This window comes from Phycobacter sedimenti, from assembly GCF_038148855.1.
Classification (GTDB): Bacteria; Pseudomonadota; Alphaproteobacteria; order Rhodobacterales; family Rhodobacteraceae; genus Phycobacter; species Phycobacter sedimenti.
Genome location: NZ_JBBVGR010000002.1, coordinates 1 through 15,280 on the forward strand (window position 1 = coordinate 1; position 15,280 = coordinate 15,280).

Annotated in this window: 14 protein-coding genes; 7 read left to right on the forward strand and 7 right to left on the reverse strand. The window is 61.8% G+C overall.

Annotated features, from left to right (window positions below):
- Positions 1-126: 126 nt before the first annotated feature.
- The 3 genes from AADA15_RS03055 to AADA15_RS03065 form a co-directional block, all read right to left on the reverse strand.
- Positions 127-1,947, reverse strand: a complete 1,821-nt coding sequence (locus AADA15_RS03055) for a M3 family oligoendopeptidase (protein WP_341640077.1) — start codon at positions 1,945-1,947, stop codon at positions 127-129.
- A 122-nt stretch (positions 1,948-2,069) separates the two neighbouring features.
- Positions 2,070-3,029 (reverse strand): alpha/beta fold hydrolase, encoded by a 960-nt coding sequence (locus tag AADA15_RS03060; protein WP_341640078.1) that lies wholly within the window; start codon positions 3,027-3,029, stop codon positions 2,070-2,072.
- 54 nt (positions 3,030-3,083) lie between these two features.
- Positions 3,084-3,374: an SCP2 sterol-binding domain-containing protein gene (locus AADA15_RS03065; protein ID WP_341640079.1), complete on the reverse strand. Its 291-nt coding sequence runs from the start codon at positions 3,372-3,374 to the stop codon at positions 3,084-3,086.
- 99 nt (positions 3,375-3,473) lie between these two features.
- Here AADA15_RS03065 and AADA15_RS03070 point away from each other — a divergent pair, with 99 nt between their 5' ends.
- The 6 genes from AADA15_RS03070 (at position 3,474) to AADA15_RS03095 (ending at position 9,548) form a co-directional block, all read left to right on the forward strand.
- Positions 3,474-4,049, forward strand: a complete 576-nt coding sequence (locus AADA15_RS03070) for a tetratricopeptide repeat protein (RefSeq protein WP_341640080.1) — start codon at positions 3,474-3,476, stop codon at positions 4,047-4,049.
- A 20-nt stretch (positions 4,050-4,069) separates the two neighbouring features.
- Positions 4,070-7,012 (forward strand): helicase-related protein, encoded by a 2,943-nt coding sequence (locus tag AADA15_RS03075; protein WP_341640081.1) that lies wholly within the window; start codon positions 4,070-4,072, stop codon positions 7,010-7,012.
- A gap of 6 nt (positions 7,013-7,018) precedes the next feature.
- Positions 7,019-7,393 (forward strand): RNA-binding S4 domain-containing protein, encoded by a 375-nt coding sequence (locus AADA15_RS03080; protein WP_341640082.1) that lies wholly within the window; start codon positions 7,019-7,021, stop codon positions 7,391-7,393.
- 63 nt (positions 7,394-7,456) lie between these two features.
- The gene (gene fdxA / locus AADA15_RS03085; protein WP_341640083.1) at positions 7,457-7,795 is read left to right on the forward strand and encodes a ferredoxin FdxA; all 339 of its coding nucleotides are present in this window, start codon (positions 7,457-7,459) and stop codon (positions 7,793-7,795) included.
- 374 nt (positions 7,796-8,169) lie between these two features.
- A complete protein-coding gene (locus AADA15_RS03090; protein ID WP_341640084.1) occupies positions 8,170-8,679 on the forward strand; it encodes a CarD family transcriptional regulator in 510 nt (169 codons plus the stop codon).
- Between the two features lie 95 nt (positions 8,680-8,774).
- Complete coding sequence (locus tag AADA15_RS03095; RefSeq protein ID WP_341640085.1) at positions 8,775-9,548, forward strand: ion channel; 774 nt, start codon at positions 8,775-8,777, stop codon at positions 9,546-9,548.
- A gap of 4 nt (positions 9,549-9,552) precedes the next feature.
- On the opposite strand, the gene cobS is transcribed toward AADA15_RS03095, so the two are convergent.
- Entirely contained in the window at positions 9,553-10,308 is a 756-nt protein-coding gene (cobS, locus tag AADA15_RS03100; protein WP_341640086.1) for an adenosylcobinamide-GDP ribazoletransferase, read from the reverse strand.
- 101 nt (positions 10,309-10,409) lie between these two features.
- Between cobS and cobT the strand changes: the two genes are divergently transcribed.
- The gene (gene cobT, locus AADA15_RS03105; protein WP_341640087.1) at positions 10,410-11,426 is read left to right on the forward strand and encodes a nicotinate-nucleotide--dimethylbenzimidazole phosphoribosyltransferase; all 1,017 of its coding nucleotides are present in this window, start codon (positions 10,410-10,412) and stop codon (positions 11,424-11,426) included.
- An 18-nt stretch (positions 11,427-11,444) separates the two neighbouring features.
- On the opposite strand, the gene AADA15_RS03110 is transcribed toward cobT, so the two are convergent.
- The 3 genes from AADA15_RS03110 to AADA15_RS03120 form a co-directional block, all read right to left on the reverse strand.
- A complete protein-coding gene (locus tag AADA15_RS03110; protein WP_341640088.1) occupies positions 11,445-13,325 on the reverse strand; it encodes a monovalent cation:proton antiporter-2 (CPA2) family protein in 1,881 nt (626 codons plus the stop codon).
- 105 nt (positions 13,326-13,430) lie between these two features.
- The gene (locus AADA15_RS03115; RefSeq protein ID WP_341640089.1) at positions 13,431-14,651 is read right to left on the reverse strand and encodes a PAS domain-containing protein; all 1,221 of its coding nucleotides are present in this window, start codon (positions 14,649-14,651) and stop codon (positions 13,431-13,433) included.
- A 60-nt stretch (positions 14,652-14,711) separates the two neighbouring features.
- Positions 14,712-15,167, reverse strand: a complete 456-nt coding sequence (locus AADA15_RS03120; protein WP_341640090.1) for an Lrp/AsnC family transcriptional regulator — start codon at positions 15,165-15,167, stop codon at positions 14,712-14,714.
- Positions 15,168-15,280: the final 113 nt, after the last annotated feature.

Below are 15,280 nucleotides of genomic sequence, written 5' to 3' on the forward strand. Positions count from 1 at the left end.
TTCTGTGCGACGTCACCATGGAACGGCTGCAATAACAGACTTTCAGTAAGCAAATTCGAACGCCCGCTTTGTCCCGCACAGCGGACGATCAGGCGGGCGCAGAGCACACCCGCCTGACGCGATGGATCAGTCCTCCATTGCCTCCAGTTCGTCGATCATGCCCGAGATCATCGACAGGCCCTTGTCCCAAAACTTGGGATCCGAGGCATCAAGGCCGAAGGGCGCCAAGAGCTCCTTGTGGTGCTTGGATCCGCCCGCCTTCAGCATGTCGAAATACTTCTCCTGGAAGCCCTCGGGGTTCTCCTCGTAGACCGAGTAGAGCGCGTTCACCAGACCGTCGCCAAATGCGTAGGCGTAGACGTAGAAGGGCGAGTGCACGAAATGCGGGATATAGGCCCAGAAGGTTTCATACCCGTCCATGAAATCAAAGGCGTCGCCCAGGGACTCGGCCTGCACCGACATCCAGAGCGCGTTGATGTCATCGGGGGTCAGCTCGCCGCCGCGGCGCGCCTCGTGCAGTTTGCACTCGAAGTCATAGAATGCGATCTGGCGCACGACCGTGTTGATCATGTCCTCGACCTTGCCCGCCAAGAGCACGCGGCGCTCGTTCTGGTCCTTGGCCTTTTCCAGCATCTTGCGGAAGGTCAGCATCTCGCCGAACACGGAGGCGGTCTCTGCCAGCGTCAGCGGGGTCGATGACAGCATTTCACCCTGACCGGCAGCCAGCACCTGATGCACGCCATGGCCCAGCTCATGCGCAAGGGTCATCACGTCGCGCGGTTTGCCGAGGTAGTTCAGCATCACGTAGGGGTGCACCTCGGTGACGGTGGGGTGGGCAAAGGCGCCCGGCGCCTTGCCGGGTTTCACGCCCGCGTCGATCCAGCCCTTGTTGAAGAAGGGATCGGCCAGATCCGCCATGCGCGTATCAAAGGCGCCGTAAGCCTCCATCACGATATCGCGGGCCTCGTCCCAGCCCACGGTGCGGGTGACTTCCATCGGCAGGGGCGCGTTGCGGTCCCAGACCTGCATGCGGTCAAGGCCGAGCCATTTGCGCTTGAGCTCGTAATAGCGGTGCGACAGCTTGGGGTAGGCGGCGACCACTGCCTCGCGCAGGGCCTCGACCACCTCTGGTTCCACGTCATTGGACAGGTGGCGGCCCATCTGCGCCGAAGGCATGCCGCGCCAGCGGTCGACGATTTCCTTTTCCTTGGCTTGCGTGTTGTGCACGCGGGCAAAGATCTTGATGTTGTCGGCAAAGACGCTGGCCAGTTCCCGCGCGGCGGCCTCGCGTTTGCTGCGATCCGGGTCGGTCAGGAAATTCAGCGTGCCTTCGATGTTCATCTCTTCACCGTCGACGGTGAAGGTGAGGCCCGCGATGGTTTCATCGAACAGCTTTTCCCAGGCATCGCCAACCACACCCAGATCGTGCAGGAATTTTTCCAGCTCATCGGACAGCTGGTAGGGCTTCATCGCCCGGATGCGGCGGAAGACGGGTTCGTAGCGGGCCAGATCGGCATTGGCGGCAAACAGCGCCTGCAGGTGATCGTCCTCGATCCGGTTGATCTCAAGCGTGAAGAAGACCAGCGGCGTCGTGAAGACGGTGACCTTTTCCTGGCAGTCCGAGAGGAACTTGGCGCGGTCCGCATCGGTGGTCAGCTGGTAATAGCGCAGGCCGGCGAAGGACATGACTCGGCCTGCAATGGCGTTGATCTTTTCATTGCGCAGGATGCAGTCCAGCAGACCCTTGGCGTCAAGATCCGCCAGCTTGCCTTCGTAATCGGCGGCAAATGCGCTGCATTCCTGCTCCAGCCAGTCCAGATCGCGGGCCAGTTCCGGGGCATCCACGGCGGTGTAGAGATCGGTCAGATCCCATTCCGGCAGATTGCCGAGGCTTTCGGGGCCAGAGCCTGCATTTGCGTCGCGAAGGGGGAAGGGGAGTTGGAACATGGGGCCTCCTTGAAGGGTCATGTGACTGATTTGGGCACGCAAACCCGTGCCATTTGCCAAACATCTAAGCAGGGTGGCGCGGGATCACAAGCAGTCAGCTGTCCCGGCAATGAGCCCTGCTCTCAGCTGCGGTATTGATTGAACAGAGCGCACATGCGGTCAAAGGTATGCTGGCGGATGGCTGGGCCTTCCATCACCACCTCGTGCTGGGCCCCCTGAACCAGGTCCAGCTCTCCGCCCGGCCAGCGGCGCATCCGTTCATGCACGGCCTCTGCGTTCACGATCTGCTCGTCACTGCCCAGAAAGGTGACGCAGGGCAGCGCCGGAGAGGGCAGGGTTGCCAGCCGCGCACATTCCTTCAGGCTTTCGCTCAGCCAGTGTACCGTGGGGCCACCAAGCGTCAGATCGGGTTCTGCTTCCAGCTGTTCCTGCATGAAACGGTACATGTCCGCATCATTCGTCAGGGTGTTGCCCTCGTAAGGGGCGCTTTGCACATAGTGCCCTTTGGTGGTGGTCGGAGCGCGCATGGCGCTGAAACCAAAAATGGGCGCCAAAGTGCCAAGAATGCGGGCAACAGGCTGCATGGCGGGGGGGATCTGGATGCCCCACATCGGCCCGGTAAAGGCGCAGGCCTTGACCGGCAGCCCTTCGATCAGGGCCCGCAGGCCGATTGCGCCGCCCATGGAGTGTGCCAGCAGGAACCAGGGTTTGGGCAGATCCAGCGCTTCGGCGAGTTTCACTGTTGCGCGCACGTCGCGCTGGAAATCGGGAAAATGATCCACGTGACCGAGCAGACGGTCATCCAGCATGCGATCGGCAATGCCCTGACCACGCCAGTCAATCGCAAGGCTCGCAAAGCCGCGCTTGCCCAGATCGACCGCTGCGGGCCCGTATTTCTCGACATATTCGGTGCGCCCCGGAAAGATCAGGACGGTGCCCCTGATCGCCTCGTGCGCCGTACCTTTGGGCAGCCAATGGCCCACGCGAATGCGCAGGCCATCTTCGCACGAGACCCAATGTGCCGCTCCCCCCTCTGGTCCGTCAGCGATCTCACCGAAGTACGGGGCAGGGGTCAGCTCCATCAGGGGTCTCCTTTGGTCGGCCCAGTGGTCGGGCCGTAGTGTAGGTTTTGGCGATCAGGCCAGGGCCGAAGCCAGCTTCATCGCGGTGCCCATGTCGCCGTCAACGGTCAGTTTGCCGGACATGAAGGCGGCGGTGGGGTTCAGTTCACCTGACAGGATCGCCTCGAAGGTTTCAGCATCTGCGGACATTGTCACGTCAGTCTCGTCATCGCTGACACGCGCGCCGTCGCTGTCCAGCACGATGGCGCCCATATCCTCGATCTGGAACTTGGCGCTGCCGTCAAATCCGCCGCCGTCCATTTTTGCGTTCAGGGCCTCTGCGGCTTGTGTCAGGGTGTCGCTCATCGGTCATTCCTCGCTCATTTGCACGGGCATCGCATTTTTGTGTGAAGCTTTCGTCTACGCCACTGGTAAATACGCTGCCTTGGGTTACATTGCTTTATCATGATTGCAAATGTTCCGAACCTCAAAGCTATCGTGGCGGCAACGGCGCTGACAGTCACGTTTTCCCTGCCTTCTGGGGCGGCTGCACAGGCCGTGACGCCTCCGTCTGAGGCGGAACTCCTGAGTGAGCTGGCACAGGCCGACCCGGTGGATGCCAATGCCATCGAACGGGAACTGCAGGCGCTTTGGGGCAAAAGCGGTTCTCCGGCCATGGATCTGCTGCTGAAACGGGGCACTCAGGCGCTTGAGCGGGGCGAAACCTTGGTCGCGATCGAACATTTGACAGCACTCACTGACCATGCGCCTGGATTCGCCCGCGGCTGGTATGAACGCGCCCGCGCTTATTTCGTGGCGGGGCTTTACGGCCCGTCGGTGGCCGATCTGGAATACGCGCTTGCGCTCAATCCCAATGATTACGACGCGATCTTTGCGCTGGGCACGATCTTTGAACAGTTCCGGGATCCCAACAACGCCTATGCCGCCTATTTGCGCGCCAAGGCTATACATCCCAACCACGAGGAAGTAACCAAGGCGCTCGACCGATTGGCGCCTCTGGTCGAGGGCAAGGAACTATAGGCCCCGCCGGGGTGGCTCTTATGGCAAACGCATCACGGGTCGTGGCCGTTCTTGGCCCGACCAATACAGGCAAAACTCACTACGCAATCGACAGGATGCTGGGCTATCGCACCGGCATCATGGGCTTTCCGCTGCGCCTTCTGGCGCGTGAGGTCTATGACAAGGTCGTCGCGGCCCGCGGTCCGTCGGTGGTGGCGCTTGTCACCGGCGAAGAGCGCATCGTGCCGCCCCGCGCCCAGTACTGGATCTGCACGGTCGAGGCGATGCCCGAAGGGATGGGGTGCGATTTCCTTGCCGTGGACGAGATCCAGCTTTGCGCCGACCCCGAGCGCGGCCATGTTTTCACCGACCGCCTTCTGCGCGCGCGCGGCACCCATGAGACTCTGTTTCTGGGCGCCGATACCATGCGCGGGCCAATCCAGGCCTTGGTGCCCGGCGTGGAGTTTGTTCGCCGCGAGCGCATGTCGGATCTGGTCTATTCCGGGTCGAAGAAGATCAGCCGGATGCCGCCGCGCACTGCAATCGTCGGCTTTTCGGTCGACAACGTCTACGCCATCGCTGAGCTGATCCGCCGCCAAAAAGGCGGCGCGGCGGTTGTGATGGGCGCGCTCAGCCCCCGCACGCGCAACGCTCAGGTAGAGCTCTATCAGAACGGCGAAGTCGACTATCTCGTGGCCACCGATGCCATCGGCATGGGGCTGAACCTTGATATCGACCACGTTGCCTTTGCCTCGACCAGCAAATTCGACGGCCGCCGGATGCGCCCCCTTGCCCCCAATGAACTGGCCCAGATCGCGGGCCGCGCGGGGCGGGGGATGAGCCATGGCTCCTTTGGCGTCACCGGCGATGCCCGCCCCTTGGACGAGGGCACGGCACAGGCGATCATGGAGCATCGTTTCACGCCGCTGAAGAAACTCAACTGGCGCTCCGCGGCCTTGCAGTTCGGCACGGTTGAGGCATTGATCCGCTCGCTGGAAGCCAGCCCTGACGATGAGGTGTTGATCAAGGCGCGCGAGGCCGATGACCTGATGGCGCTGAAGGCGTTGTCGCAGGATCCGGAGATTCTGGCCCGCACCACCAATGCGCCTTCGGTGCGCCTGTTGTGGGATGTGTGCCGTATTCCTGATTTCCGCGGCATCAGCCACACGGAACATGCCTCGCTGTTGCGGGGGATATTCGATCACCTCCACGGCGGTGGTGTCGTGCCCGACGATTGGATGGCGCGGCAGATCAAAAGGATCGACCGGACGGACGGAAACATTGACGTATTGTCCAAACGGCTGGCATTTATCCGCACATGGACCTATGTGGCCCAGCGGAAAGGCTGGCTGCGTGATGAAAGTCATTGGCGCGAGCACACGCGCGCTGTAGAAGACAGGTTGTCGGACGCACTGCACGAGCGGCTGACTGAAAAATTTGTGGACCGGCGCACATCCGTGCTTTTGCGCCGGCTCAAACAGAAGGAGGCCCTTTTGGCCGAAGTGAATGACAAGGGTGAAGTGACCGTCGAAGGCGAATTTGTCGGACGGCTCGAAGGGTTCCGGTTCTCGCCTGACAAGGGCGCAGAGGGTGCCGAGGCAAAGGCGCTGAAATCTGCGTCCATGCAGGCGCTGTTGCCGCATTTTCATCTGCGGGCGGACCGGTTCTACAACGCACCCGATACCGAAATCGATTTCACCGAACAGGGCGGCCTCATGTGGGGCGACAGCGCGGTGGGCAAACTGGTTGCCGGGGCGGATCCGCTTACACCGGGTGTGCAGGTCTTCGTGGATGATGCTGCTGGAACCGAGGTTGCGCAAAAGGTCGAACGCCGCCTGCAGCATTTCATCAGCCGCAAGATCCAGGCCCTGTTCGAGCCGCTGTTGAACCTGCAAAAAGATGAGGAGCTGAACGGTCTCGCCCGTGGCTTTGCCTTCCGCATGGTCGAGGCGCTGGGCCTTCTGCCCCGTCAAGACGTCGCGCAGGAGGTCAAGGATCTTGACCAGGACGCCCGTGGCGCGCTGCGCAAACATGGACTGCGCTTCGGTCAGTTCACCATCTTCATGCCGCTGCTGCTGAAACCCGCCCCGACGCGCCTGCGTCTGGTGCTGTGGTCGCTGGCGAACGGTCTGCAGGAATTCCCCGAGGCACCGCCGCCGGGTCTGGTCACCGTGCCGACGCTGAAGGATGCGCCCGAAGGCTATGACACCATGTCCGGCTACCGCGCCGCGGGCGATCGTATGATCCGTGTCGACATGCTGGAACGTCTGGCCGACATGCTGCGCGCCGAGGACAGCCGCGGCGGTTTCGAAGCCAAGCCCGACATGCTGTCGATCACCGGCATGACGCTTGAGCAATTCGCCGACCTGATGCAGGGCCTTGGCTACCGCGCCGAACAAGGCGAGCGGGAGAAGGTCAAACCCGTGGATGCGGTGGTGACCGAAACCGGAACGCCTGCAGAAGGCCAGCCCGTCATGGACGCGGCCGCCGCAGTCGAGAACACGCCTGCGGCCGCTCCGGCTGGCGAAGGGGAGGCAACCCCGGCGGATGTCGTGCCCGAGGCGGCGGCGATCGAGGATGCAGGTGTTGCCCCGGTTGCAGAAACTGCACCCGAGGCGGAAGCAGCCGAACCCGTGGCCGAAGTGGCCGAGAATGAAACACCGACCGGCGCGGCGGCGGATGCGGCTGTTGATGCACCTGAAATCGAGATCTTCTACACCTTCACCTGGGGTGGCCGTGCCCGCCAGCAGGGCGGCGGACGCGGCCAGCGTCGCGGCCAGGAGGCTCAGGGCGGCGCAGGTGGCGGCAAGGGCAAACCCCGTGGTGCCAAGGGTGGCCCGGGCAAGCCCGGCGGCAAGAAGGGCGGACGCCCGCAGCAGCAGGGGGGCAAGACCTATTCGGCCCGCCCGCCCAAGAAGGAAAAGCAGATCGACCCCGACAACCCCTTCGCTGCGGCGCTCATGGGGCTGAAACAGGGCGACTGATCCGCGATGGAGGGCGCAGCCGCCAAGATCCGTATCGACAAGTGGCTATGGCATGCGCGGTTCTTCAAGACCCGCAGCCTGGCCGCCAAACAGGTCAGCGCGGGTCATGTGCGGCTCAACTCCGACAAGGTTTCGAAACCGGCTCAGAGCGTCTCTCCTGGGGACGTTCTGACCTTTCCTCAGGGGCGGCAGATTCGCGTCGTCCGCGTCGAAGCCATCGGTGAGCGGCGCGGTCCCGCCCCCGAGGCCCAGGCGCTCTACCATGATATGACCGAAAAGCAGGAAACCGTTCCGGACAATCCCCGGTTCGAGGGAAAGGGGCGCCCTGACAAGAAATCCCGCAGAGCGCTTGATCTTACCCGCGGTCGCGACATCTATTGACGTCTTGAAGATAACGCCGCGCTGGATTAGCTAAGCGTCAAACAGAAAACGGGACCTGGCCTCATGACCTATGTCGTTACGGAAAACTGCATCGCCTGCAAATACACCGATTGTGTCGAGGTGTGCCCGGTCGACTGTTTCTACGAGGGCGAGAACACGCTGGTGATCCATCCCGACGAATGCATCGATTGCGGCGTTTGCGAGCCTGAATGCCCCGCCGATGCGATCCGTCCCGACACCGAGCCGGACATGGAGAAATGGGTGGAGTTCAACCGGAAATACTCCGAGATGTGGCCTGTCATCGTCTCCAAGAAAGACCCGCTTCCCGGCGCCGAAGAACGTGATGGCGAAGAGGGGAAAATGGAGAAGTACTTCTCCGAGGCGCCGGGCGAAGGCGGCTGATACTCCGGGCTGAGCGCGGCCTGTCGATGGGTGCGCGCCTCTGCGCGATTCGCGCATCGGGTCTTCGCGAAGGGGCAGCGCTCCAGTCGCAGGTCGGCCTTCCAACGGCGAAATGCCTTTAAATTAGACGTTTGCGCCGGGTGTCCGCGGCTCTGTCAGGCTGCCTTCCGACAGGCCCTGTTTTGTGGTATTATCATTCTCCAATACCCAGAGTGAGAGAGATATGCCTGACCTGCCGGATGCGTTCTTGTGCAACTTGGGCAGTTTTTCTGCGGCTATAGCGTGAGCGCGGATCGCTCGAAGTGATCCGCCTCAGGTGCTTTTGTCGTTGTTGTGTCGGCCAGCCAGCCGACGAAGTGCAAGGAAAGACCTGTATGACCAAATCGAAGAAGCTCGAATTCCGCCCCAATGATTACGTGGTATACCCGGCCCATGGCGTCGGGCAGATCATCTCGATCGAGGAGCAGGAAGTGGCCGGCTTTGCGCTGGAGCTTTTCGTGATCACCTTTGAAAAGGACAAGATGACCCTGCGGGTGCCGACCAACAAGGCGGCCGAAGTCGGGATGCGTTCGCTCAGCTCGCCCGATGTCATCAACCAGGCCATGAAAACCCTCAAGGGCAAGGCCAAGGTCAAGCGGGCCATGTGGTCGCGCCGCGCTCAGGAGTACGAACAGAAGATCAACTCGGGCGACCTCATTGCCATCGCCGAAGTGGTGCGCGATCTGCACCGCACCGATGATCAGCGCGAACAGAGCTATTCCGAGCGTCAGCTCTATGAAGCGGCGCTTGAGCGTCTGACCCGCGAAGTCGCGGCTGTCGCGGACGGGGATGAACTCTCCGCTGCGAAGCAGGTCGATGAGGTTCTGACCTCGCGCGCGGCCTAAGCCAGCGCCTTGACCGTTGAAACTGGGGCCGCGGCAGGAACTGCGCGGCCCTTTGTCATGCCGGGTCATGCCATGCGCCAAGAAAGACCAATCCCATGCAGGACCTGAAATCGCGCATCGCCGCGCTTTACGAGGGCTCGTCGAACAGCGCCGTGCGCTTTCGCTATAGCGTCATCATATTCGATGCGCTGACGATCCTGTTCTTCATCGCAACGGCGCATGTGGCGCATGGGCTGCTTTTGATTGCGATCAGCCAGATACTCGGGGTGATCATCGGGATGGACCTGGCCGCGCGCCTGTGGATCGCCAAGAACCGCAAGGCCTTCTTCTGGCAGGTTTATACGTTGGCCGATGTCGTGGTCATCGTCACACTGCTGCTGGATCCCCTGTTCTCGGGCAGCCTTGCGTTCCTGCGGATCCTGCGCGCCCTGCGCCTGATCCATTCCTACCACCTGCTTCGGGATCTGCGCCGTGACAGCGCCTTTTTCCGCCGCAACGAAGATGCGCTTCTGGCGGGGATCAACCTTTTCGTCTTCATCTTTGCCACCACCATGACGGTGCTGATCTTCTTCATCGACGAAACCCAGACCCAATCGCCTTATATCGACGCGCTCTATTTTACCGTGGCCACCCTGACGACGACCGGTTTTGGCGATATCACCATGGCATCGCCAGCAGGCAAGATGTTCTCGGTCTTCGTGATGGTCGTGGGGGTCGCGCTGTTCGTGCGGCTGGCGCAGGCGATCTTTCAGCCGCAGAAGGTGCGCTATACCTGCCCGACCTGCGGTCTGACCCGCCATGATATCGATGCGGTGCACTGCAAGCACTGTGGGGAGCAGCTGAAGATCCTGACCGGCGGCGTCGACTGACCGGTCAGAGGGCCAAAAGCACCAGCAGTCCCATGATCTCGCAGATCTGTTGGGTGGCCCCCAGGATATCGCCGGTCTGCCCGCCTATCTTGGCGCGGGCAAGGGCGGCCGCTCCCAGGGTTGTCGCGATCATGAAAAGGGTTGCGCCAAGGGTTGCGTAGAAGCCCAGAGCAGGCAGGGAAATCATTAGCGCAATCAAGACGCCGAAGGTTACGGCCCTTTTCCCGGGGCGCCCAACCCCATGCGACAGACCTGCCTGTCGTGCGTTCGGCAGGGCATGCATCACGACCGGCATCGCTGCGCGGCTGAGGGCTGCCAATGCGACAAGGAACCAGGGGCCAGCGGTCTCAAACAGGGCTGCCAGTGCCATCCAGCGTAGTCCCAGCCCCAGGATCAGGGCCAGCACACCATAGGTGCCGATCTGGCTGTCCTTCATGATCTCAAGCCGCCGCGCGGTATCAAATCCGCCCCAGAACCCATCGGCGGTATCGGCCAGCCCGTCCTCATGCATGGCGCCGGTGAGCAGGATCTGCACGGCCAAGGCCAGCCCGGCCGCGACCGGCGCGGGCAGGTCAAGGCTCAGCGCAAGCGACGCCACCAGACAGGCAGGCAGGGCCACGGCAAGGCCCGCAAGGGGGAAGGCCCAGACCGCAGCCGATTGCCGCTTGAAGGCTTCCTGTGGCAAATGCGGCAGCGGCAGGCGGGTCAAAAGAACCAGCGCCAACAGGATATCGGCGGCGCGGATGTCGTATTTTCGCATTTGCGGGCCTCTTGCGGGACTTGCGGCGCGGGGGCGAGCGGTTAAACAGGTGCCCAACCGCTTTACCGGCGTTTCGCCAACCTTTGCAACGAGGCTGATCCATGCTGCCCCAGATATCTTCCCTTGATGACTTTCGTGCCCAGCTGAAGGCCGCGCCCGCTGCAGATGGTGCCGCCACAGCCGGGGCCGAGGCGCGCAATGGCCAGCTGACCAAGCCGCCGGGCGCCCTGGGGCGACTGGAGGATCTGGCGATCTGGTATGCAGGCTGGCGCGGCTGCGAGCGTCCCGAGATCAAGGCGCCGCAGGTGATCGTCTTTGCGGGCAACCATGGCGTCACGGCGCAAGGTGTTTCGGCCTTTCCGGCCGAGGTGACGGCGCAGATGGTGCTGAACTTCGACCATGGCGGCGCCGCGATCAACCAGCTGGCCAAACTCGCCGGGGCCCGCATGGACGTACATGCGCTGGATCTTGAGCGCCCGACCGAAGACTTCACCAAGGCCGCAGCGATGAGCGAAGCCGAATTGCTGTCCGCCCTGCAAACAGGCTGGAGTGCAGTCGATCCACAGGCCGATCTTCTGGTCGTGGGCGAAATGGGAATAGGCAATACCACCGCTGCTGCTGCTCTGGCCTGTGCGCTGTTCGGGGGCGCTGCTGCGGACTGGACAGGCCGGGGCACCGGCGTCGACGATGCGGGGCTTGCGAACAAGGCCCGCGTGGTGGCAGAGGGCGTGGCACTGCACGGGGCTGACATCCGGGATGGCCTGGACGCGCTGATGCGCCTTGGCGGGCGTGAGATCGCCGCCATGGCCGGGGCTATGGCGGCTGCGCGGGTGCTGCGCATTCCGGTGATCCTGGACGGCTATATCTGCTGCGCGGCTGCCGCCTGTCTGATGAAAACGGCTGAGGGCGCGCTGGATCACGCGGTCGCGGGCCACAAGGGCGCCGAGGCGGCCCATTTCGCGCTGCTCGAAAAACTGGGCAAAGAGCCGCTTCTGACGCTGGGCCTGCGCCTTGGCGAAGGCTCGGGGGCGGCGCTTGCGATCCAGATCCTGAAAGGCGCGATTGCCTGTCACAGCAGTATGGCGACTTTTGCCGAAGCGGGTGTTTCCGACGGCTGACCGGCTGGCTGGCGGGGGTCAGGAGGACTTGTGGTCCTTCTGCTCGGCCAGCTCCAGCAGAGCCGTTTCCAGGTCCTTTTCCAGCTCGCGCGCCCGTTTGATATAGGCGGGGTTCTCGCTGGCAGGTTTGCCGGGGATCCAGTGTTTTGCCAGCTCCCGGATGGTCAGGCGGTCATGGGCGTAGAAGGTCTGTTCGGCCTGAGCCGCCTCATATTCGCTGAGGCCGATCTGTTCGAGCACATAGCGGCCTGCCCGCAAGGAGCTGTCGAACATCTCGCGCACGATATCATTCGCGCCAGCCTGGTACAGTTCGAACACGTGATGGCGGTCATAGGCGCGGGCGATGATGTGAATGTCGGGGTAGTTGCGCCGCACGTATTCCACCAGTTTCACGGTGTTCTCCGGGTCATCCAGTGCGACAACCAGTATGTGGGCCTTTGCGATGCCGGCAGCTTTCAAGAGTTCGGGGCGCGTGGGATCGCCGAGAAAGCTTTTTACGCCAAAGCGGCGCATGAGCTGGACCGCCTCCATGTCGTTGTCGAGCAGGACCGTCTTGAAGCCGCTGGCCCGGACCAGCCGGTTCACGATCTGCCCGAAACGGCCGATCCCGGCGATGATGACCGGGCCTTCCTCATCGATCTTGTCGGGCTCGTGATCTGCACGCGCTTCGGTCAGGCGTTTGGACAAGAGATCATAGATGATGAACAACAGCGGCGTGATCAGCATGGAAAGCGCAATAACCAGCAGCAGTTTTTCCGACAGGGCAGGCGGGATGACGTTGAGCTGCTGTGAAAAGGCGAGCAGCACAAAGCCGAATTCACCGGCCTGAGCCAGCCCCAGGGTAAACAGCCATTGCGCGCGCTTGCGCAGACCAAAGGCGCGCCCCACGAAGAACAGGATCAGCCCCTTGGCGACGATCACAAGAAGCGCAAGACCGATTAGGTCTCCGGGGCTTGCAAGGAACAAACGGTAGTTGATGCCCGCGCCGACAGTAATGAAGAAGAGGCCCAGCAGCAGTCCCTTGAAGGGGTTCAGATCGCTTTCAAGTTCGTGCCGGAACTCCGAGTTGGCCAGAACCACACCAGCGAGAAAAGCGCCAAGGGCAGGTGAAAGCCCCACCAGTGTCATCAGAAAGGAGATGCCGACGACGATCAGCAGCGCCAGCGCCGTATACATTTCGCGCAGGTTGGAGGCATGAATGAAACGGAACAGCGGACGTGTCAGGTAGATGCCCGCAAGAATGATAAAGGCGATGGCGCCGAGGGTGATCAGGGTCACGGCCCAGCCTGGCATGCCTTCGACCAGCGACAGAGACCCATGTCCGCCGCCATGGGCGGCGTCTTCTCCGCGCTGGATCGACCCGTCATTTCCGAAACGGGGACCGACACCGGTGGCCAGCAGCGGCAGGAAGGCGAGAATCGGGATTACCGCGATATCCTGCGTCAGCAGCACTGAAAAGGACGCCCGCCCGCCACCTGTCTGCATCAGCCCCTTTTCGGATAGGGTCTGCAGGACGATGGCGGTGGACGAGAGGGAGAGCGCCAGACCGACTGCGAGGCTCACCTGCCAAGTTTGTCCTGCCGCCATTGCGGCCCCCATCAGGGCCAGGGTGCTGAACAGGATCTGCAGACCGCCAAGGCCCAAGAGCTTGTGCCGCATCGCCCAAAGCGCCCTTGGCTCCAGCTCCAGCCCGATGAGAAACAGCATCATGACCACGCCGAATTCGGCGAAATGCTGCAGATTCTGGGTCTCTGACCCGACCAGTCCGAAGACCGGTCCGATCAGGATGCCAGCGGCCAGGTATCCAAGGACGGACCCAAGGCCAAGGCGCGCGGCAATGGGCACCGCGATGACAGCGGCGGCAAGATAGATCGAAGCTTGATAGAGAAACGTGTCCATACTGCTGGTATCGCAAGCGTTAGCGGGCTTGGCAACGCAATTGGGCACGCCTCCGGCTGAGAACGCGCCCTTGTCGCAAAACTGCCGCCGCTGCCGACGGGGGGATCATTTGTCGTGGATGCGGATGTCGCCTGACAGTTTTTCGATCCGCTCCAGGCGTTCCGAAATCCGGCGCTGAAAGACGCCAAGCTGATCAATGATATCGGACAGGGTTTCGCCCGATTCCGGCAGGCGCGCGCTTTCGATCTTGCAGAGCACGCGGGTCGAGCTGAGGCCCAGGAACTGGCGGTGCATGACCTGGCAGGCATGCATGATCCGGTCGGCCTCGTGGTTGACGTCTTCCTGCCCCTTGCGCTTTCGTTCCTGCTGATCGCGCACGATCTGCTTCAGCAGGGCGCGTTCATGAGCCATGTCGACCCCTTCGATGGCACGACGTTCCTTGCTGAGCTGATCGTCGCATTCCTCCAGCATCCGGGTGATGCATTGCACCATCAGACTGGTGTTGACGGTCGATTTGATGGTGGCAAAGGTGCTGTTCTTTCCCATCACGTGGGCGGCAAACCAGTCCGACATTTCACGCGACATGGAGCCGTAGTTCTGCGACAGAACCGTCACCGGGCCACCGGCAGGTTCGATGCGCGATGCGATCACACGCAGATTGTGCGGGATCGTGTGCATGGCGTCGAAATCCTTGACCAATCCTTCGGTCTGTTCGACCAGGACCTGGGCGTTCTTCAACATTTGTGCAAGTGCAAGGAGTGTTTCGTCGGCCGGGTTGCCCAGAGCCGCGTCGCGGGTCTTGAATTCTTCGCACAGGGCATTGGCGGCAAATTGATCGTAATCCTCAAATCCCTTGCTGCGCACCCACTCCATCATGATCTCGGCGCTTTCCTCGGGGGCCAGGCCTTCCTGCTGTTCGGCTAGCAGCATGGTCTTGTAGACCTCGCGCACCTCTTTCAGCATCGGGCTGGAAGGTTTGATCCGTGCCGACAGATATCCGCCATCATAGGGCACCACCACGGCGAAGACCCAATAATGCAAACCATCCTTGGCCTGGTTCTTGACGTAGGCGCCGATGGTCTTGCCGGTCTTGATGGTGTCCCAGAACATGTGGAAGACACCGCGCGGCATATCCGGGTGGCGGATCAGCTTGTGCGGAGCGCCGATCAGTTCGGACCAGTCGTAATGAGCGACCCGTTTGAAGATATAGTTTCCGGCCTCAATGACCCCGCGTTTGTCCGTGCGGGAAAAGAACACCTCGTTCAGTTTGAAGGGGGCTTCTCCGCTGGAGGGGCGGGTTTCGATACGACGGTCGACAAATGACATAGGTGTCCCCAGAATTAGGCATGCGCCCTGCATCATTAACCGGAGAATCTTCCTGTATGGTTAAGTGGGGAGGGGCGCGTCCCGCTTTAATTGAGCCATAACGATCTGGCTTTGAACACGTGCAACCGCAGGGTGAGTCAGCAAGACTTCGTGAATCAGCGTGTTGAGCGCCTGCAGGTCACGGCAATAGACCCGCAGCAGGTAATCTGCCTCGCCCGTCATCGTCCAGGCCGAGGTGATCTCGGCCCGCGTGCTGACCAGCCGCGCAAAGCTGGCCGATTGCTCGGGGCCGTGGCTGCCCAGATGGACCTGGACAAACCCCTGAACCGTGAGACCCAGTTTTGCCGCATCCAGCCGGGCCGCATAGCCTTGGATGTATCCTTCGGCCTCCAGTCGCTGTCGCCTGCGCCCGGCCTGGCTGGCCGACAGGTTCAGCAGCTCTCCAAGCTCCTGCGCGGTAAGATGGGCATTCTTCTGCAATGCGGCCAGAAGGCGGGTATCGGTGGAATCAAGCACGTGCGTAAGTTTCCTGAAAAATAGACTATTCATGCGTATATCACGCAAGAAATCCTATCACGCTGCTCGATAACGCGCAAATCATGCGTTCAGGGTGCAGTATCATGGATGCA

Coding starts and splice junctions, on each gene's coding strand:
- AADA15_RS03090 (WP_341640084.1), top strand. CDS start 8,170: ATGACCAAATCGAAGAAGCTCGAATTCCGCCCCAATGATTACGTGGTA.
- AADA15_RS03055 (WP_341640077.1), bottom strand. CDS start 1,947: ATGTTCCAACTCCCCTTCCCCCTTCGCGACGCAAATGCAGGCTCTGGC.
- AADA15_RS03115 (WP_341640089.1), bottom strand. CDS start 14,651: ATGTCATTTGTCGACCGTCGTATCGAAACCCGCCCCTCCAGCGGAGAA.
- AADA15_RS03075 (WP_341640081.1), top strand. CDS start 4,070: ATGGCAAACGCATCACGGGTCGTGGCCGTTCTTGGCCCGACCAATACA.
- AADA15_RS03110 (WP_341640088.1), bottom strand. CDS start 13,325: ATGGACACGTTTCTCTATCAAGCTTCGATCTATCTTGCCGCCGCTGTC.
- AADA15_RS03070 (WP_341640080.1), top strand. CDS start 3,474: ATGATTGCAAATGTTCCGAACCTCAAAGCTATCGTGGCGGCAACGGCG.
- AADA15_RS03080 (WP_341640082.1), top strand. CDS start 7,019: ATGGAGGGCGCAGCCGCCAAGATCCGTATCGACAAGTGGCTATGGCAT.
- AADA15_RS03060 (WP_341640078.1), bottom strand. CDS start 3,029: ATGGAGCTGACCCCTGCCCCGTACTTCGGTGAGATCGCTGACGGACCA.
- fdxA (WP_341640083.1), top strand. CDS start 7,457: ATGACCTATGTCGTTACGGAAAACTGCATCGCCTGCAAATACACCGAT.
- cobT (WP_341640087.1), top strand. CDS start 10,410: ATGCTGCCCCAGATATCTTCCCTTGATGACTTTCGTGCCCAGCTGAAG.
- AADA15_RS03065 (WP_341640079.1), bottom strand. CDS start 3,374: ATGAGCGACACCCTGACACAAGCCGCAGAGGCCCTGAACGCAAAAATG.
- cobS (WP_341640086.1), bottom strand. CDS start 10,308: ATGCGAAAATACGACATCCGCGCCGCCGATATCCTGTTGGCGCTGGTT.
- AADA15_RS03095 (WP_341640085.1), top strand. CDS start 8,775: ATGCAGGACCTGAAATCGCGCATCGCCGCGCTTTACGAGGGCTCGTCG.